This window comes from Candidatus Dormiibacterota bacterium (assembly GCA_035532835.1).
Taxonomy (GTDB): Bacteria; Vulcanimicrobiota; Vulcanimicrobiia; order Vulcanimicrobiales; family Vulcanimicrobiaceae; genus DAHUXY01.
In genome coordinates, this window is record DATKQG010000096.1 from 27,314 (window position 1) to 46,165 (window position 18,852).

The window sequence follows — 18,852 nt, forward strand, 5'->3', positions numbered from 1 at the left end:
GTGCGCATTTATCACACCTCCGATCTGCACGACCATCGTGGTTTCGGGCCGCGGCTCGCCGAATTGCGCGCCGCGCAACCCGGCCTGCTCTTCGATTGCGGCGATTCGCTGCGCGGTAGCCAAACGGTGTACTATGCGAACGAGCCGATTATCGGCGAGATCGACGCCGCCGGGTATATGGCGCAAGCGATCGGCAACCGCGAGTTCCACTACCTCTTTCCGCTGCTGCGCGCGCGCGCGCGGAAGATGCAGCATCCCCTCATCTGCAGTAATTTGCTCGACACCAAAGGTCGCGATCTCCCGTTTTTGCGCGCTCTAACCTTCGATGAAGCGGGAACGCGCGTTCATCTGCTTGGAACGCTGATCATGCAGTATCCGGTGGGCAGCCCGTTCGAACGGATCTTCGGCTGGCGGTTCCTAGACCCGTGGGACGCCATCGAGCCGTATGCGAGCGCGCTGCCGGAAGGCGATCTGTTGATCGTGCTCTCGCACATCGGGCTTGCGCTCGACCGCAAACTCGCCGAGCGCGTGCCGCGCATCGACCTCATCTTAGGCGGCCACAGTCACGATACGCTCGCGCAGCCGGAATACGTCGGCGACGTCCCGATCGTGCATGCCGGGCCGTACGGGCGCTACGTCTCGCGCACGCAACTGCAGTACGATCCCGTCCGGGCGCGGCATACGATCGACGCATTCGAACTCGTGCCGTTGCTGCCGGCTTCGTGACGCGCGTTCTTTTCGTAAGTAACGGGCACGGCGAGGCGGCGATTGCCGACCGCCTCGCGTTCGAGCTGCAACGATTGCGCCCGCAGACGACGTGCGATCATTTGGCGCTCGTGGGCGAAGGGCGATCGCGCTCGATGCGCGAGGTGGGCCCGCAACGCAGCCTCCCAAGCGGCGGCATCGTCGCGATGGGCAACGTGAGAAATATCGTGCGCGACGTTCGCGGCGGGCTCGTCGGCCTCACGCTCGCCCAGCATCGTTTTCTGCGGCAGGCGCGATCGGAGTACGACGCGTGCGTCGCCATCGGCGACGTTTTCGCGTTGCTGATGACGCTTGCGACGCATCTGCCGACGGCCTATGTCGGCACCGCCAAAAGCGTGTTGGTCGCGCCGTACGGGAGAATGGAAGAACGCGTGCTGCGCCGCGCGCGTGTGATCTTCGTGCGCGATGCGGCTACCGCGGAGCGCTTGCGCGCGCACGGCGTCGCCGCGCGAGCGCCCGGCAACGTGATCGTCGATCTTTACGGCGATGCCGACCCGCAGGCCGGGCTACGCGCGTTGGCCGGGTTCGATCCCGCGCTCGCATTGGTGCCGGGAAGCCGCACGAGCGCGTACGACGACGCGGCTTTTCTGTTACGCGTGGTCGACGCGTGCGCTGCCGAATATCCCTCCTTGGGCGGCGCGTTATCGATCGCTTCGACGCTGACGGCGCAGGGTTTCATCGAGCGTTTGCGAGCCGATGGTTGGCAGATCGATCTTTGCGACGACGACGCGGTGCCGTTCTCGGTTATGCGCGAGGGCCGGGTGGTCGCGCGCGCGTTTCGCGGCCCGCTCGGCGCGCTGTTCGGCAACGTGACGGCGGTGATCGGGCAAGCGGGGACCGCCAACGAAGCCGCCGCTGCGGCCGGGATACCGGTTGTGGCCTTCGAACTCGGGGACGATCGCAAGACCGCCTGGTACCGGATGCGTCAGCACGGCCTGCTGGGCGAAGCGTTGCAGATTCTTCCGGGCGATGTGCCGCGGGCGGCCGCGGGCCTTCGCGCCCTTCTCGACGACCCGGCGATGCGCGAGCGCATGGGCGCGATCGGCCGGGAGCGGATGGGCGGCCCCGGCGGCGCGCGCGCGATTGCGGAGTGCATCGCGGAGTTGCTCGATGTTGGCTAAATGGGCGCGCGGCATGCCGGCCGGTCTTGCGTTCGCACAGGCATGCGTGCCGTTTTTCCCCGCGTTCATCACGCTGACGACGGTGACGTTCCCGGGCATTTCGATCGTTCCGCCGCGGGTGGCGTGGGGGTTGCTGGCCGCGATGGGCATCCTCGCACTCTATGCCACGGTGATGGTGCTCGCCCCACCTCGGCGAGGCTCGCCGATCGGCATCCCGATGTGGTCGTGGGTGGCGGCCTCGATGCTCGCAGCGCTGTTGGGCTTCAACCCGCACGACGGGGTGCTGTTCATCGGAATTTTTGCCCTGGGCGCGGTATGGCACAGCGCGATCGTGCGCTATTACACCTATCCGGGAGCCGCGCGCGCGATTGCTTGGGCCTTCATGCTATCGGGCGCCCTCGCATCGGCAGCCGCGATTGGGATGGTCCTCACGCGGCTCCCTTCGGCCCAATACACGATTGGAAACGGGCGAGCGATCGGCACCTTCGTGTTGCCGGGCGAACTCGCGGGATACCTCATCGTCCTTCTGCCGATCGCCTATGCGATCGCCCGCATTACGCGCGAGCGCGCCTTACGCATTGCTGCGTTAGCGGCTCTCGCTCTGGGCCTGGTGGCGATGGTGCTGAGCTTCTCGCGGACCGGCTGGGTGGGCCTCGCCGCCGCGGCCGCCTTCCTGATCGTGGTTAGGGCGCGGCACGCGCGCCAAGGGGCGCTATGGGCGGTTGCGGTCGTCGGTGCCGTGCTGGCGGCGGTGCTGCTGGCGTTCAACATGCACCACAACCCGAGCGAAAATTATACGCGCCTCTCGATCTGGCAGGCGGCGATCCAGATCATCGATCGCTTTCCGCTGACGGGCGTCGGGCCGTTCGGCTTCTCCAAACTCTATGCGGTCGTGAGGCTGCCCGACGGCGATGCGACCGCTTTTCACGCCCACAGCGTGTATTTGACGTTTTTGGCCGAGCTGGGAATCGTCGGCTTCGGCGCGTTCGTCTGGACGTGGTGGAGCTTTGCGATCGCGTTGCGGGATGCCGTTCGTGAGGCATCCGCGGATGCGGCGTTCCTCGCGCTTGCGATTGCAGCGGGACTAATGGGAACGCTCGTGCAAGGGCTGATCGACGTTGTGAGTGTTGTGATCTTTGGCTTGTGGCTCCCCACCTTGGCGTATGCGCTGGTCGCTGCTCGCCACGGATTGATGGAGCGCGCCGATGGGCCGTGAGCGCTCGCGCGCGTTGGCCGCCGCGCTTCTAGCCGGCCTGCTGGCCGCATGTACGCCTCTGGCCCCGAAGAACCAGCCGGTCGCAAACCCCACCCCCACGCCCAGCCCGTCGCTGCCTCCGCTCAAATTTACCGGTCGCGGGACCGCCACGCAACCCGTACGGATGATCCAGCAAAAAAGCAACCGCAAGCAGTACGAATTGACGGCCCGCTCCTACGAGAGCACCGGCACCCAAGGGAGTGCTCGCGCCACGCTGCACCAAGTACACGTAACCTTTTACGATGCCGACGGTTCGACGTTGGTGGCTTCGGCACCGAACGCGCTCGTCGATCAGGCAGCCAAGACGGTGACGTTAATCGGCGGCGTGCGCGCGACCAGCAGTGCGGGCATGACCCTCGCATGCGATACCCTCACCTACTCCGCGCGCGACGAGATGATCCACGGGGTCGGTCACGTTGTAGCTCACGGCCCCAACGGCTTAGATGCAAGCGGCAATCGCATCGATTCCAACATCTCGCTCACCCGTACACGGATGCAATGAACGAAAACAGCACGATTAAAATACGCGGTCTGGTCAAAAAATACGGCGAGCGCAGCGTCGTCGAAGGCGTCAGTGCCGAAGTGCATACCGGCGAAGTGGTCGGCTTGCTCGGCCCCAACGGCGCGGGCAAAACGACGACGTTCTATATGGTCGTAGGGCTGATAAAGCCGGACGGCGGCAACGTGGTGTTGGAGCGAGGGGGCAAAGAGGTCGATCTTTCGGGGCGCCCGATGTACGAGCGCGCTCGCAACGGGATCGGGTACCTTGCCCAGGAGAATTCGATCTTTCGCAAGCTCTCGGTAGGCGATAATATCCGCCTTATTTGGGAGCAAAACGGCGTCCCGCGGGACGAACAAGAGCGCCGCCTGCCGGCATTGCTGGAAGAGTTTGGGCTGCGGGCGTTCGTCGATGCGCGCGGCGATTCGCTCTCCGGCGGCGAACGCCGCCGCGTCGAAATTGCGCGCGCGATCGCGACCGAGCCCGAGTTCTTACTCCTGGACGAGCCGTTCACGGGTATCGATCCGATCGCCGTCGCGGATATTCAAGCGATGATCCGTCAACTGCGCGACCGCGGTATCGGCGTGCTCATTACCGATCACCAAGTGCGCGAGACCCTCGCCATCGTCGACCGTGCGTATATCATGAATAACGGACGCATCGAAGTCTCCGGCACGGCGCAGAACGTTCTCGATTCGCCGATTGCGCGCAAGTTTTACTTGGGCGAAGGATTCCGCCTGTAGTGCTTTGGAAGCGAATTCGGCGAACGCTGCGCCCCTCGATCCTGGATCGTTATCTCCTCGAAGAACTGGCGGGGCCGTTCGGCTTCGGCCTTTCCGCGTTCACGCTGATCTTTGCGGCGACGCAGATTCTGGCGATCGGCCGGATCGTCTCGTCCGACCACGCGCCGCTATGGGCGGCCATCGAACTCTTTTTATGGAATCTCCCGGGCGAAGTCGTGCTGGTCATTCCCATGGCCCTGCTGCTCGGCACGTTGCTCGCGATTCAACGCCTCTCGGGCGAGAGCGAGATCACGGCGATGAAGGCCGGCGGCATCACCTTCATGCGTATCGTCGTGCCGCTGCTCTTCGCGGGCTTCGCGTTGTCGTTCGTGACGTACGTCTTGCAAGAGGTCGTGGTGCCGTTCGCTCAAGACCGCGTTACCGAGATCGAAGATACGGTGATCAGCCACACCAGCGCTTTTAGCCGCGATCTCACCGTATCGGCGCCGCTGCCCGGCGGTGGCCGGCAAATCACCATCGCGACGGCGTACGAGCCGCATTCGCAGGCGTTGCTTCACGTTACCCTGATCCAATACGATCGCAACAACCATCCCACGCAGATCGTGTTCGCCGATCGCGCCGATTTCACGAGCGATCGCTGGACGCTCGATAACGCCAGCGTCTACCGCTTCAATCCCGATGGCACGACGCTCTCCGAGCCCAACGTTCCTCAGCAGCAGGTCGAACTGGGTGAGAAGCCAACCGACATCGTCAAGCGCTTGAGCCAGAACAATCCGGAGGCTATGAGCCGAACGCAGATTGCCGATATCGTGCGCAGCGGTCAATTAACGCAGACCGAGCAACGCAAGTACGTGGCCACGTATTGGGAGAAATTGGCGCGTCCGTTCGCGTGCTTCGTTTTCGTTTTGATCGCGGTGCCGTTCGGCGTACGCTCGATGCGCGGCGGCGGGAGCACGAGCCTGGGGTTTGGTTTAGCCGTCGGCATAGCATTCATCTACTACGTCGTGATGACGATCTTTTCGTACATCGGTGAATCGTACGCGGGACTGACCTTTATCTCGGCCTGGATGCCGAACCTGATCTTCACCGGCATCGGTCTCGCGCGATTGCGCCGAGCGGCGACGAGGTAGACGTGGCGATGACGTTCGTCGATTTCGTCCGCGGCATGGGCACGCTACTCTTCATCATGGTGGTGGCGGGCGGCGTAGCATACGTGGGCGATCGCGTAGGCCATCAAGTCGGCCGCCGCCGCCTGACGCTCTTCGGCATTCGCCCGCGCTATACGTCCACGATCGTCGCGATCGGCACCGGAATGCTCATCTCGCTCGTCGTGACGGTCGGCGCGATTCTCGCTTCGCAACAAGTGAAAACCGCGTTTTTCCACTTGAGCGCGCTCAACACGGAGATTGCGACGCTGCAGGCGCGCCAAAGCGAACTCGAGCAGAAGGTGAATACCGGGCGATTGGTTTACCCAACCGAGGCGCTCATGGTTCCCTCGTATCTCATCATCCATCAGGGTGACAGCCAAGCGACGCGCTTTAAGGAACTCAAGGCGTATTACCTCAAAGCGGTCGAGTTCATGAACGCGACGTACCCGCCGCTCGGGCTCAAGCGTTACACAATCCCCGCCGACATCGATCAAAAATTAAAAAAAGACGTCCTCGATTCGCCGGTGATGATCGCCGGGCTCAATCAAAACAACATGTTGCTCACCGTGGGATCGGCGCAGAATCTTTTCGTCAACGATCCGATCCACTTCGTGATCAACGCGACGCCGGACGCGCGCCGCTTCATCAAAGGCCAGCCGATCGCGTCGATCAAGATTCCCGGCAGCAGCGGCGCTAGCGCCAACATCGCACTCCAAGAAGTGCAGACGCTCGTGGCGAACGCGGCTCGCGCGGTGCAGATGCCGCCGTATCTCGCGAGGCACGTGCAAGCTCTGCAGATCCTCCCCGATATCGCCCAGATGCAGCAGATGCTGGCAAAACGGGGGACGTATTTTATGACGGCCTACGCGGCCGAGGACATTTATCCTCACACCGGCGGTGTGCCCGTGGTCATCGCGCTTTCGCAGATACCGACCCCCGCACCGAAATGAACGCGGTCATCCTAGGGATCGATCCCGGCACGCGCAAGGTTGGTTACGCGTTGATCGATCTCTCGGGCGCGGTGCTAGGACGCGGGATCGAGGAGCCGGAGCGCTTGCGCGAGCGGCTGCTCGTCGTCACGGGCGGGCATCGAGTGACGGCTATCGCCCTTGGCAAGGGCACCAACGCGCGCGTGGTTCGGGCTGAATTGGCGGCGATCGAGGTCCCGATCCACCTGATCGACGAGCGCGCGACCACGCTCGACGCTCGAACCCTGTACTTCGACGATCACCCGCCCCGCGGTTGGCGCCGGTTGATCCCGCGCGGGATGCAGTTGCCGCCCTGCCCGATCGACGACTACGCCGCTGTTTTGATCGCTCGCCGGTTATTGGCCGAAGGCCCTCCCGAACGTCTGTCGTAATCTGAAACTTCGAGGTTTTTCGACCGATAGATATAGTCCGAGGCGTTCGTAACCTACGAGCGCGCCGGATGAAAGGGGAGCATGCGACGCACGCCGGGCGTGATAGCGGTTGCAGTGCTGGTAGCAGCACTCTGTTCGCGCGCAACCCAGGCGGCAGGCGTCCCCTCGCTCGCATACTCATCGGATCTTGGCGCCGGGCTCCTACAGCGAGTTTTCGGCGAAAGCGCGGATGCGCGCTTCGCGCTGGAGGCGCGGTACGGCGACCCGAACGGTGAATCGCTGCTGCGGTCTTATGCTTTTCACGTGTCCTTGGTGCCGCACCCGGCACTCGCCGCCGCGCTACCGAGCGATCTTCTCTCCGACGCCGCCGAGTTGGCGGCTCGATACGGCCGGCAGATTTCGCAATCATTCTCAACCGGAGTTTCGCCCGCATACGAGCCGATCGCGCTCGGCGCGGAGCAGCGCTTCGGCATCTCCCTAGAGACGCCGGCTCCGCTCGTCGCCGCCTACCAACCGGTTGCGCCGCCGCCGGCTGCCTCGGCCGGTCCGGGAACGTTCGATCTCTCTTTTGGAAGCCGCGACGCGCAAACGGTATCACCGATCGTATCGTTCACCCCGATTTTCAGCCCGATCCACGGCTTCGACGCCGGGTTCTCGGGAACGCCGAAAGCGTTGGAGTACGGCAGCGCGCAGTCCGACGCCGTGAGCGTGCCCGTACCCGTGCGGTTGGGCAACCTTCACGTTCAGACGCGCTTCGAAGGCGCGCAGGTGCAGTCGCCGCAGCTCTCGCTCGACGAACGCGCTTCCGGCATTGGTGCGAATTTCGACGTACGGGCCGGGAATCGCAACGTAAACGTCGATCTATCGAGCCGCTTCGAACATATGACGCGCAACGCCGATGCAACGTTTGCGTCGTCGAACTTCGACGGAACCTCGACGCTGCAGCTTCCGGCCGATCGCCCGCCCGTCCTCATTCCGGCCTATGCCGACGTCAGCAAACGAACGCTATCGACGGGAATCGCGGTGCCCGTGACGCGAAGCCTCACCCTCGGCATGCAGTATGACACGGAGCATCTCCAAGGCGGTTACGGTGTGCCGGGCCTCTCCAACCTCGATGCGAACAACAACACGTACGGAGCGAAACTCACCTTTGCGCTTCCGCATTCCGCCAGCGCGATCAGCCTCTCAGCGAAGCAGTATCGCTACCAAGACAATCTCATTCCCACGAACGCGTTCACGCAGACGCGCGCCGACCTCAACTTCACGGTGAAGTTCTAGCTTCGTGGCGCGGCTCTCCGGCTCGTCGAGCCGAGCCCTACGTTAGCGAATCGATGGATCCAGGCTTGACTCGCCGTTATCGGTTACCGAACGGTATTCTTGTCGCGACGCTCGCGGCCGTGGTGCTCGTGTTTGGAACGATCCAGATCGCTTCGGATGCGCTCTACGCTCGCTCCGCGCAGCCCGGTGCCGTGCCGCGGCACATTCCGTTGGCGCTCGGAGTCCGCATCTATAAGCTGCTCGACCACGTCGCGCCCGCGAGCTACGTGGAATCGACGCTGGCACGGTACGAGTTGAATGCGGGCAACGTGGCCGGTGCGGAGCGTTACGCCATTCGTCTTCCGGCATCGCCGGTACGCAACGATCTGCTCGCACGCGTCGCGCTCGCGCGCGGCCATCATCAATTGGCGTTCGAATACTTCTTTGCCGCGCCGGATATCGCCGCCGTCCAGCGCGAGATCGCCGAGATCGCGACGCGCGATCCGCAATTGGCCTACCTGTACGAAGCGCGTTTCAAAGATCGCCTCGTTTCGCTCACCACGCATCCCGATGCCGTGGCCGATGCATACTGGCGCATGGGCGAGCTTGCAACGCAGCAGGCATACCGGCTCCCGGCCGGCGAGCAACGCCCCTTCCTCGAACGCGGGTTGCGCGATTATCGAACGGCCCTCACGCTCGCGCCGCTCAACATGAACTACGTGTTGTCGAGCGCGAACCAAGCGCTCTCGTTGGGAGCATATCGCACGGCCGCGCGCATCTTCGAGCACGGCGTCGCCATCGACCCCGCGAGTGCGGATTCGCTCGCCGGCCTCGGCATCGTCGCTTTGCGCGAGGGCCGCCGCGCTTCGGCGCTCGCATACGCGGCGCGCGCGCGCGCCATCAATCCTAAAGCCTCCGAATTGCTTGGCTTGGAACGAATGCTGCGATGAAAATCGCGATCGACGCCCAACTCGCCGTCGGAACCGCGACCGGCATCGGCGAATACGTGAACGGCCTCGTCGATGCGTTGCGAGCCGAAGGCCTCGACATCGTTCCGCTGTTCGAGCCGAAGCTCGACCCCTGGCGTTTCGACCGGCGCGTGTATTGGGACCAAGTGCTGTTGCCGCAACGCGCGCGAGCGTGCGGAGCCGATCTCTTGCACTGCGCTTCGGGTACCGTGCCGGTCACCGCCACGATGCCGGTCGTCGCGACGGTTCACGACGTCGCATGGCTGCGCGTTCAAGAGCACGCGCGCCCCTACGCGCGCTACTATTTCGGCCGCTTCGCAACCGACCGCTATCGGCGACTTGCCGCAATCGCCGTCGACTCCGCATTTTCGCGCAGCGAACTCTTGGAAATGGTCGACGGCCTGCGCGCCGAGCGCGTCCGCGTCGTCTATCCAGGTGTAGCCCACGATTTTAGCGCGCTCGAGCGCCGCGGCGGGGACGGACGCACGATCCTGGTCGTCGGCACCGTCGAGCGCCGGAAAAATCTCGAACTGATCGTGCGTTGCCTGCCCTTCCTGGAGAACGCTCGGCTGATTTCGGTGGGCCCGCACACGCCGTACCGCGATGAGTGCGAAGCCATGGCTCGGGCGCTCGGCGTCGGAGATCGCGTCGAGTTTTGCGGATACGTCGATCGAGAGCGCTTGTTGGAACTCTATGCGACCTGCGCCGTCGTTGCGATGCCCTCGCGCTACGAAGGCTTCGGTTACGGCGTCGCGCAAGCGCTGTGCGCCGGCGTTCCGTGCGTCTCCTCCGATTGCAGCTCGCTGCCGGAGATCGCGCAGAACGACGCGCCGGCGTTACCGATCGATCACGTGCAGCCGTGGGTCGAGGCGTTGGACGCCGCGTTACGCGGAGAGGCCGACCCGCGGGCCCGCGCGGCCCGGCCCGGCGCCATCGAACGATTTAGTTGGAAGCGCAGCGCGCAGGCGATGATCGAAACATACGAACTCGCGCTTGCTGCAAGCCAGCGCTAATCTCGAGCTACTAACCAACAGGCGCGATCCAACCTACCGCATTTGGGGAACCGTTCGTCAGCCCGCATCCTGCGGGCTTCCTACTTCTACGTTTTTGTGCAACGTTCAAAGGAAGTTCGACATCCTGTCGATTGCACAAAAATCGCAGATTCCCCAAATGCGGTAGGTTGGATCGCGCCTGTCGGTTAGTAGATGGGCGAACCCGGCGCGCCCGGAGCCACGCTGCCGTCGTCGGGTGCGAAGATGAGATCGAGCGGATAACTCGATCCGCCTTCGGGCATCGTGACGATCGTGATGCGTACGAACCCCTTCGACGGAACGACGTATTGGCGCACTTTGTAGCGCGAGAACGGCGGGACTTGATGCGACTGCACGAGTACGCCGTCGATGATGTACGTTCCGGTGGCATGCCCGCCGCGCGGGTTCTCGTAGATGGCGATGCTCTGCGGGGTGGGTAGTGGATTCTGCACGTTGACGACAAAGGCTTCGAGCACGCCGTAATCGCCGGCGAGCGCTTCACCCTTGAGCGTGTTCGGAAGCGGTATCTGGCCGATCGGCAGCGTGAGGTACGGCCCGGTCAGATCCCACTGCGTCGCATAGTGGAATTCCGGGATGTCGTAGATGCCGCGCGCGTGTCGGACCGTGCTGGTGAGCAGATCGGTTTGCGCGAGCGGAGCGTTCGGATCGTCGCTCGCATTTTGCGCGAAAAGCGCGAGGTGGATGTTGCCGCCCGAAAGCACGCGCAGTTGCAGCAACTCGGAGAGAATTTGCCCGGCGGGTAAATTCTGGGCGAGAATGTTGAACGATTGGTGCGCTCCCACCGTAATGAGGCGCCCCTCGTTTTGGACGACGTGGACGAGAAAGCGTTTGGTCGCATCGTGCCCGGCTTCCATTTCGTTGGGGCTCGGGCCGCCGAGACCCGCGATGAATTGAACGATCGCCGGCTCGGCTGAGTGATTGCTCGCGCGCAAGACGATGCGGCGATCGGGCTGTCCCGGCGGATTGTAGTGAAAGTAGAGAAAACGCGACGGGGCGTCGTGCTGGAGCACCGAGGTAAAGAGAACGCCGTTCTCGGTTAGACGCTCGGGATAATCGCTGACCATAAGCGATCTGGGCGAGATGCGCGGCGCGGCGATGTTCGCGACGTGAACGTGAGTGGTGCCGTTAGCGTCAAAGTACGCATCGCCTTGAATGAGCACGGGAACGTCGAGATCGACGGTATCGTCTTGCGACAGATCGCCGGGAATCGCGACGTCGCTGCGAGAGAGAACGACCTGCGCGTTCGGCCGCAGTTGCGCGGCTTGGATAACGGCCGCCATCACGCGTTTGCGCACGTAATCCGCCGAGGCCGGGTCGCCGGTGAGTTGGATCGAGACGTACGGCGCGATCGTTCCGGCAATATATGCGACGCGCACGCCCAGCGCGTAGCTCACGCCGCGCGAATCCGCGATGTCCACGAACGTCGCGCCGGGGGCTTCTCCGGCCAGCGTTAGCGTGCGCGACTCCTGATCGATCGTAACGCCGACAGTCGCGGCGTTGCGCGCCACGGCGGTGATGTCTCCGATCGCTCCGCCGACGGTTACTTGTTGCGTTGCGCCAACCGCGACTTGTGCCGACAGCGGCTGGACCTGGAGCGGCGGAGGCGTCGGCGATGCCGTCGGGACGGCGGAAGCGGAAGCCGTGGGCACGGGGCTGGGTATCGGCGACAGCCCGGGCTGCGTGGTTGTGGGAGTCGCGGTGGCCGTAGGAGAGGGCTGCGGCGCTACCGTCGGCGGCGGGGTTGCGGTGAGTTCTTGTCCGCTGCTTCGCGGGGCGGACGCAAGCACGCACGCGAGGAACGCGAGCGTTGCGAGGGTGCGCGCCGGCCAGGCGGGTGCGTGCAGCGTGTGTCTCCGATGGTTATGCGAGTTGCGCTTGCGCGGGGCTTACGGCCGTCGCAAGAAGCGTTTTATATCCGACGCTGGGGAACAGGACGGTGACCAAGTCTTTCTCGGCTCGTTCCACGGTTCCGGTCCCAAACTTCGGATGGTTGACGATATCGGAGATTTTGAAGCCAACGCTCGATGGACCTTGGTGTGCGAGCATTTTCGCACCCGGTAGCGCCGCTCGGGCGCAGTTATCGCATCGTCCGCAGTTCGGCCGCTCGAAGTCCTCACCGAAATAGTTGAGGATGAAGCGGCGCCGGCACGAGGGGCTCTCGGCATACTGCAACATCATGGCAAGCTTGCTTTGATCGTACGATTTCTTGGTTTCGTAGTTGGCTAGGCTCAGCACGAGATGGCGGTTCTTACGCGCCGCATCGGTCAGGCTGTAAGCCGATTTTCCCGAGGCTTCGATGAAGCCGGACTTTTTGAGCAGGGCGAGGATCACTTTGAGTTTCGTCAACGGGAGCTGGAGGATCTTGCGCAGGTCGGTCATCGAGACGCCGCCGGCCTGGCTCGCGAACACTTCGATCGTACCGAACGTGCGCTGGACTTCTTCGATCCCGGGATACTTGCCGGTGAGAAAATAATTCTGCACGCGCGTATCGCTCGTGCGATAGATCAGAATGCATCGCGAGGGAAGCCCGTCGCGTCCGGCGCGGCCTGCTTCTTGGGTGTACGCTTCGACCGATCCGGGCAAATCGTAATGCACCACGAACCGAATGTTCGGCTTATCGATGCCCAAACCGAACGCGTTGGTCGCAACCACGGCGCGAATCGTTTCGTCCATGAAGAGATTGTGCACGGTGGTGCGGTCTTCTTTATGGAGTTTCGAATGATAGACGGCGGCCGGAATGTTGAGCGTGTCGCTGAGATACTTCTGCACTTCCAGCGCGTTCTTGATGGTTGCCGTGTAGATGATTCCGGTTCCGGCTAGGGTGCTTTCGCCGGTGAAGAGCTTGCCGAGCGCCTTGAGCTTGTCGGCCTCTTTATCGGCCTTGCGCGCTTCGTACACCAGGTTCGGACGATCGAATCCCTTGACGATCGGTTTGACGTGCTCGATGCCGAGCTGCTTGAGAATGTCTTCGCGGACGGCGGGCGTGGCCGTCGCCGTGAGCGCTAAGACGGTGGGGTGCCGGAGCTTTTCGATGACGTGCCCGAGCGCCAAATAGGCCGGGCGAAAATCGTGTCCCCACTGACTGATGCAGTGCGCCTCGTCGACGACGAACAGCGGCACGTGAATCTGCTGCAGAATCGAAAGAAACGCTTCGTCTTCGAGTTTCTCCGGCGTCGTGTACACGATCTTGACGCCCCCGGCTCGCACCCGTTCGCGGGTTGCGATCTCTTGATCTTCGGAGAGCGTGGAATTGAGCGCGACCACATCGGTGATGCCGCGCTCGCGCAGCATGTCGAGCTGGTCTTTCATCAGGGCGATGAGCGGACTCACGACCAGCGTCGTCCCCTCAAGCATGAGTGCGGGAAGTTGGTAGGTGAGGCTCTTCCCGGCGCCCGTCGCCAGGATCGCAAGCGTATCGTGCCCTAGGAGGACGCGGGACACAACTTCTTCCTGGCCCGGATAGAACTCGTCAAATCCAAACTGTTCGCGTAACGCGGCGTATAACTCCACACCGGGGTTTATCTCTGCAATCATCCTACATGCCTTGGACGGGCCCTAATGAAATATCGCCCACATCGACAGTGTAGACTGGCGATGCTTAACGGTTCCTTATGAATCGGCTTCCCACTAAGCTGATACCCCGGGGCAGGCGCCCCCAAACGCTGCTGCCAAATCCCCGTTCGTGTCCCTCTATCGTACCTGGCGCCCTAAGACGTTTACCGACCTGGTCGGGCAAGATGCCGTCGTCCGCACCCTCTCGAGTGCCCTAGAGAGCGGAAAGCTGGCCCACGCCTACCTCTTTTCGGGGCCGCGCGGTTCGGGCAAGACCTCCGCTGCTAAGATTCTCGCTCGTTGCATCGATTGCGTCAACGGCCCCACCCCCACCCCGGACAACACCTGCGATAATTGTCTGGCCATGCTCTCGGGTACCGCCCTGGACGTGCTGGAGATCGACGCCGCCAGCAACCGCGGCATCGATGAAATCCGGGCGTTGCGCGATGCCGTAAAGTTCGCGCCGTCGTCCATGCGGATGAAAGTCTACATCATCGACGAAGCGCACATGCTCACGAAAGAGGGCGCGAACGCGTTCTTGAAAACGCTCGAGGAGCCGCCCGAGCACGCGATCTTCATCTTGGCTACTACCGAGCCGGAGAAATTGCCGGTGACGATTCTTTCGCGCTGCCAACGGTACGCGTTTCGCCGCATCGCGATTCCGGTGATGATCGAGCGCATGCGCGAGATCGCCGACGCCGAGCGCATCGCCATCGACGATGCGGCGCTGGCAGCTATAGCCTATCGCGCGGACGGCGGCCTGCGGGACGCGCTCACGATGCTCGAGCAGGCGGCGGCCTTTGCGGACGGGCCGATCAGCCCGGCGACGTTGGATTTAGCCTTCGGGAACACGGGCCGTAATTTCGCCGCGCAATTGGTTGAAGCGACGCTTGCGCGCGATGCGGCGCGGACGCTCTCGATCATCGAAGACGCATCGGATTCCGGTACCGATATGCTCGTATTAATGCGGTCGCTGATCGCGAGTTTTCGCAATCTGTTGGTGGCGCGAGTCGATCCCGCATTACTGGCGCGCGATCTGGCTCCCGAGGATGCCGAGCAGGCTACCGCGCGCGCGCAGGGCGTTGCTCAAGCGACGCTCGTTCGAGCGCTGCGCATTCTCAGCGATGCGGCGACCCTGGCCCGCACCGGCGGCACGCCGAGGCTCGAGCTGGAAACGGCCTTGCTCCGCTTCGTCTTGGCCGGCGAGGACCCGAGCCTCGATGCCCTCTCCGCCCGTCTGGCCGCCCTGGAAGAAGGGACGCCTAGGCCGGCCGCGGAGACGGCGGCGCCCCCATCCGCGGCCGCGCGAGCGACGACCCGGCCTGCGATACCCGAACCGGTGCGCGAGCCGGTTGCAGCCGAGCTGCCCAGGGTGGAGCCCGTTGCGCCTGAACCCGTCGCATCCGAACCGCCGCCTCCCGCGGCGAAGTCGCCGGCGCAGCCGAAAGGCAGCCAGCCGACCCTCCAGCAAGTGCGCGCGGCTTGGCAGAACATTCGGGGCAAAGTCGAGAGCGAGAGGCAGTCGCTCGGGGCACCTCTTTCTCGCGCTGCGGTCGATGCGATCGAAGGCAAGGCGGTCGTTTTACGGCTTCCGGATTCGCTCAACGTCGACATCTTGCGCGATCACCTGCGTTTGCTTGAGGCGGCGATCGAAGACGTTCTCGGGGCGAGCCTCAAGGTGACGCTGCGCGTCGGAGAGCCCGGCGGTACCGCGCGTGCGAAGGTCGAAGAGAGCGTTCGTGCGCCGGACGCGGATGCCGGCGACGAAGACGCGCAGGCCCTATTTAAATACGCTAACGAACGGATCAAAGAACGATGAACCAGGCGCAATTGATGGCACAGGTCAAGAAGATGCAGTCCGAGATGGCGAAGGCGCAAGAAGAACTTGCGGCCATGATCGTTACGGGCAGCGCGGCCGGCGGCGCGGTCAGCGTCGAAATGACGTGCGACCAACGCGTGAAGAGCGTGAAGATCGGCAAGGATGCGATCGATCCCGAGGATCCCGAGACGCTCGAAGATTTGGTCCTGGTCGCCGTTAACGATGCGATCGCCAAGGCCAATGAGGCATCGCAGAAGCGTATGGGCTCCGTGACCGGCGGCATGCGCATTCCCGGCCTCATGTAATCCGCATGCCCGCTAGCGGATCGATTGCGGGGCCCGTTCAAGCGCTCATCAACGAATTTTCGAAGCTTCCAACCGTCGGCCCGAAAACGGCTGCGCGGTTGGTTTTCTATTTGCTCAATCGCCCGCGCCACGAAGCGCAATCGCTCTCCGAAGCGATCCTTGCGGTGAAGGACAAAGTCCGCTTCTGTTCGGTCTGTTTTTCGCTCACCGAAGAAGACCCGTGCACGCTGTGCACGGACGAACGGCGCGACCGCACCACGCTCTGCGTCGTTGCCGAGGCGAAAGACATCTATGCAATCGAACGAACGGCTGCCTTCAAGGGGCAATATCACGTGCTTGGCGGCCTGATTTCGCCGATGGACGGCATCGGCCCGGCGCAACTGCACGTCAAGGAGTTGATCGAGCGGATCGGAGCGGACGCGCCGGCCGAGATCATCATCGCGACCAATCCGAACGCCGAAGGCGAGGCAACCGCTCTCTACCTTTCGCGCCTCATCCAGCCTCTGGGCGTCAGCGTGACGCGCCTAGCCTACGGCCTGCCGATCGGCGGCGATCTCGATTACGCCGACGAGATCACCGTGGCAAAAGCGATCGAAGGTAGGCGCTCGCTCTAGCCTGTTGCAAAAGCCGATCTCCAGCATCTGTCAGGCAAGAGTGGGTAAGGTAGGGATGGAGGACATCACATGTCGGCTCAATCGTTCCCACTCCCCGCCGGCTTCGGCGGGCTCGGGCGAATGCTCGCGGGACGCAATAAATGGATCGTCGGCGGCGCGGCATTAGCGCTCGTTGTCGCGTTGATTATCGCAACGATCGCCATTCGTTCGCAGAGCGCGACGTCGTACGTCACGCAGCCGGTCGTGCAGCAAACGCTCCTCAATACGGTAACCGCGTCGGGGACGGTTAATCCGCAAAATACGATTAACGTCGGCACTCAAGTCTCGGGAACGATCTCGCAGATCTACGTTGATTTCAACAGCAGGGTGAAGAAGGGCCAAGTGCTCGCGCGCATCGATCCCCGCACCATACAGGCGCAGGTCGATCAAGCTCGTGCAAACCTCATCCAAGCGCAGGCGCAAGCCAACGCCGCAAGCGCGAACGCTACCGGTGCCGCCTCCGGCATTTCGGTAGCAGCGGCCAATAGCGCTTCAGCCTCGGCCGCAATCGGCGCGGCAGCTGCGAACGTCGGCAAGGCGCGCAGCGCGCTGCAGCTCGCGCAAATCACCGAAGGGCGCGATGCCGCCTTGCTCGCGCAGGGTTACGTCGCTCAAAATCAAGTCGATAGCGACAGAGCGACCGTAGCGCAGGATCGAAGCGATCTCGCGGCCGCTCAAGCCGCGTACGCGCAGTCGAAATCGCAGGCCGTCGCACAAACGGCCCAGGTTTCGCAGACCAGTTCGCAAGCCGCCGGATCGATGTCCAGCTCGGCCGCCGCCGCCGCCGCCGTGCAGGCGGCGCAAGCAACGCTGCAACAGAGTCAATATAATCTCGATCATACGGTGATCACCTCGCCGGTCGACGGCACCGTGATCGCGCGCGCCGTCTCGGTGGGCCAGACCGTCGCCGCTTCCTTGCAGACGCCGACGCTGTTTTCGATCGCGCAAGATTTAGGCAAGATGCAAGTCGATATCAACGTCGGAGAGCCGGACATCGGCAACGTGAAGGCGGGCGAACCGGTCCAGTTTTCCGTTCTCGCATATCCAGGCGAAACGTTCGTAGGAAAAGTATCGCAAGTGCGGATCAATCCGCAGACGCTGAATAACGTCGTGACCTACGACGTCGTCATCGACGTCCCCAATCGAGGCAATAAACTGCTCCCGGGCATGACGGCAAACGCCACGATCGAGGTTGCCAGCGCCCCGAATGCTCTCGTGGTGCCGCTCGCGGCACTCCAGTGGAAGCCGGCCGTCGCGCCCAAGTCCGCCCGTGCTACGAACGCGCCGGCCAGGCCCTCCACCGCCGCGTCCGGCGCAACGGCCGCGAGCGCGCAGTCGCCGTGGGGTACCGTCACCGGCACGAGCGCCGGCGCATCGATCGGCGCAGGATCCACCGGCGTGCTGTTCGTGCAGCGCGAGTCGTCGCTCCACCCCGTACCCGTTCGGGTTGGCTTAACCACCACATCGCAAGCCGCGGTCACGCCGCTGAAGGCCGGTGCGCTTGCCGCGGGCGATGCCGTCGTCATCGGTTCCAGCAGCGGGACGACGAGCACCAAGGCCGTCGTACGCTCGCCGCTCACGGGTGGGGGCCGCGCTCCCGGCCACGGCATGTAGGTTGAGGGCGCTGAGCATGTCGGAATCTGCGGTTCCGGTCGTTCGGGTCGAACGGCTACGTAAAGTGTACACGGTGGGCGACGACCAAGTGATCGCGCTCGGCGGCGTGGATCTGACGATCGAGTCGGGAGACTTTCTCTCGGTCATGGGTCCGTCGGGATCGGGCAAATCCACATTCATGCAAATCATCGGCTTGCTCGACCAACCGACCGATGGAACCTATTACTTCGAAGGTAAGGATGTCTCCAATTTGACATCCGACGAGCGCGCCGATATCCGCAGCCGTCGCCTGGGCTTCGTTTTCCAATCGTATAATTTGTTGTCCCGCACCAGCGCCGTCGAAAACGTCGAACTCCCCATGGTCTATGCGGGTATACCGGAAGACGAACGCCGCCGCATCGCGCTCGAAAAAATGGAGATCGTCGGCATCGCGCAGTTGGCTAAGCACGCTCCGAATCAAATGTCGGGCGGTCAGCAGCAGCGCGTGGCGATCGCGCGCTCGTTAGTCAACAACCCCGGCCTCATTCTCGCAGACGAACCCACCGGCGCGCTCGATACCAAAACGTCCAGTGACGTGATGCGCCTCTTCAAGCAGCTCAACAAAGACCTCGGTATGACGATTATGGTCGTTACCCACGAATTCGACGTCGCCATGAATGCCCGTCGCATCGTCTCGTTCCGTGACGGGCTCATTATTTCCGACAAACCGAACGAAACACTCGCGGGCGTAGCATGACGCTG

At 63.2% G+C, this 18,852-nt stretch carries 18 protein-coding genes; 16 read left to right on the top strand and 2 right to left on the bottom strand.

Annotation, left to right across the window (positions count from 1 at the left end):
* From VMW12_12035 to VMW12_12085, 11 genes are all read left to right on the top strand, one after another.
* Positions 1 to 726, top strand: coding sequence for a metallophosphoesterase (locus VMW12_12035; protein HUZ50445.1), 726 nt, complete (start codon positions 1 to 3; stop codon positions 724 to 726).
* Positions 723 to 1,886 carry a hypothetical protein gene (locus VMW12_12040; protein ID HUZ50446.1) on the top strand — a complete coding sequence of 388 codons (1,164 nt, stop codon included), beginning with the start codon at positions 723 to 725 and terminating at the stop codon, positions 1,884 to 1,886. The genes VMW12_12035 and VMW12_12040 overlap by 4 nt, the downstream gene beginning before the upstream one ends.
* Positions 1,876 to 3,102 carry an O-antigen ligase family protein gene (locus VMW12_12045; GenBank protein ID HUZ50447.1) on the top strand — a complete coding sequence of 409 codons (1,227 nt, stop codon included), beginning with the start codon at positions 1,876 to 1,878 and terminating at the stop codon, positions 3,100 to 3,102. The genes VMW12_12040 and VMW12_12045 overlap by 11 nt, the downstream gene beginning before the upstream one ends.
* Positions 3,092 to 3,643 (top strand): LPS export ABC transporter periplasmic protein LptC, encoded by a 552-nt coding sequence (lptC, locus tag VMW12_12050; protein ID HUZ50448.1) that lies wholly within the window; start codon positions 3,092 to 3,094, stop codon positions 3,641 to 3,643. The genes VMW12_12045 and lptC overlap by 11 nt, the downstream gene beginning before the upstream one ends.
* On the top strand, positions 3,640 to 4,383 hold the full coding sequence (gene lptB, locus VMW12_12055) for an LPS export ABC transporter ATP-binding protein (GenBank protein HUZ50449.1): 744 nt from the start codon (positions 3,640 to 3,642) through the stop codon (positions 4,381 to 4,383). The genes lptC and lptB overlap by 4 nt, the downstream gene beginning before the upstream one ends.
* Complete coding sequence (locus VMW12_12060; GenBank protein ID HUZ50450.1) at positions 4,383 to 5,513, top strand: LptF/LptG family permease; 1,131 nt, start codon at positions 4,383 to 4,385, stop codon at positions 5,511 to 5,513. The genes lptB and VMW12_12060 overlap by 1 nt, the downstream gene beginning before the upstream one ends.
* An 8-nt stretch (positions 5,514 to 5,521) precedes the next feature.
* The gene (locus VMW12_12065) at positions 5,522 to 6,481 is read left to right on the top strand and encodes a DUF3084 domain-containing protein (GenBank protein ID HUZ50451.1); all 960 of its coding nucleotides are present in this window, start codon (positions 5,522 to 5,524) and stop codon (positions 6,479 to 6,481) included.
* Entirely contained in the window at positions 6,478 to 6,891 is a 414-nt protein-coding gene (locus tag VMW12_12070) for a pre-16S rRNA-processing nuclease YqgF (GenBank protein HUZ50452.1), read from the top strand. Before VMW12_12065 ends, VMW12_12070 begins: the two co-directional genes overlap by 4 nt.
* A gap of 81 nt (positions 6,892 to 6,972) precedes the next feature.
* Positions 6,973 to 8,169, top strand: coding sequence for a hypothetical protein (locus tag VMW12_12075; protein ID HUZ50453.1), 1,197 nt, complete (start codon positions 6,973 to 6,975; stop codon positions 8,167 to 8,169).
* 65 nt (positions 8,170 to 8,234) lie between these two features.
* Positions 8,235 to 9,098 carry a hypothetical protein gene (locus tag VMW12_12080; protein HUZ50454.1) on the top strand — a complete coding sequence of 288 codons (864 nt, stop codon included), beginning with the start codon at positions 8,235 to 8,237 and terminating at the stop codon, positions 9,096 to 9,098.
* Complete coding sequence (locus VMW12_12085; protein HUZ50455.1) at positions 9,095 to 10,129, top strand: glycosyltransferase family 1 protein; 1,035 nt, start codon at positions 9,095 to 9,097, stop codon at positions 10,127 to 10,129. Before VMW12_12080 ends, VMW12_12085 begins: the two co-directional genes overlap by 4 nt.
* 185 nt (positions 10,130 to 10,314) lie before the next feature.
* Here VMW12_12085 and VMW12_12090 read toward each other — a convergent pair whose 3' ends face one another.
* Both VMW12_12090 and VMW12_12095 read right to left on the bottom strand, forming a co-directional pair.
* On the bottom strand, positions 10,315 to 11,817 hold the full coding sequence (locus VMW12_12090; protein ID HUZ50456.1) for a hypothetical protein: 1,503 nt from the start codon (positions 11,815 to 11,817) through the stop codon (positions 10,315 to 10,317).
* A 211-nt stretch (positions 11,818 to 12,028) separates the two neighbouring features.
* Positions 12,029 to 13,702 carry an ATP-dependent DNA helicase RecQ gene (locus tag VMW12_12095; protein ID HUZ50457.1) on the bottom strand — a complete coding sequence of 558 codons (1,674 nt, stop codon included), beginning with the start codon at positions 13,700 to 13,702 and terminating at the stop codon, positions 12,029 to 12,031.
* Between the two features lie 148 nt (positions 13,703 to 13,850).
* Here VMW12_12095 and dnaX point away from each other — a divergent pair, with 148 nt between their 5' ends.
* The 5 genes from dnaX (at position 13,851) to VMW12_12120 (ending at position 18,847) form a co-directional block, all read left to right on the top strand.
* Positions 13,851 to 15,539, top strand: coding sequence for a DNA polymerase III subunit gamma/tau (dnaX, locus tag VMW12_12100; protein ID HUZ50458.1), 1,689 nt, complete (start codon positions 13,851 to 13,853; stop codon positions 15,537 to 15,539).
* Positions 15,536 to 15,844: a YbaB/EbfC family nucleoid-associated protein gene (locus tag VMW12_12105; GenBank protein HUZ50459.1), complete on the top strand. Its 309-nt coding sequence runs from the start codon at positions 15,536 to 15,538 to the stop codon at positions 15,842 to 15,844. Before dnaX ends, VMW12_12105 begins: the two co-directional genes overlap by 4 nt.
* 5 nt (positions 15,845 to 15,849) lie before the next feature.
* Complete coding sequence (recR, locus tag VMW12_12110; GenBank protein ID HUZ50460.1) at positions 15,850 to 16,458, top strand: recombination mediator RecR; 609 nt, start codon at positions 15,850 to 15,852, stop codon at positions 16,456 to 16,458.
* Positions 16,459 to 16,527: 69 nt separating this feature from the next.
* Positions 16,528 to 18,111 (top strand): efflux RND transporter periplasmic adaptor subunit, encoded by a 1,584-nt coding sequence (locus VMW12_12115; protein HUZ50461.1) that lies wholly within the window; start codon positions 16,528 to 16,530, stop codon positions 18,109 to 18,111.
* A gap of 16 nt (positions 18,112 to 18,127) precedes the next feature.
* A complete protein-coding gene (locus VMW12_12120) occupies positions 18,128 to 18,847 on the top strand; it encodes an ABC transporter ATP-binding protein (protein ID HUZ50462.1) in 720 nt (239 codons plus the stop codon).
* Positions 18,848 to 18,852: the final 5 nt, after the last annotated feature.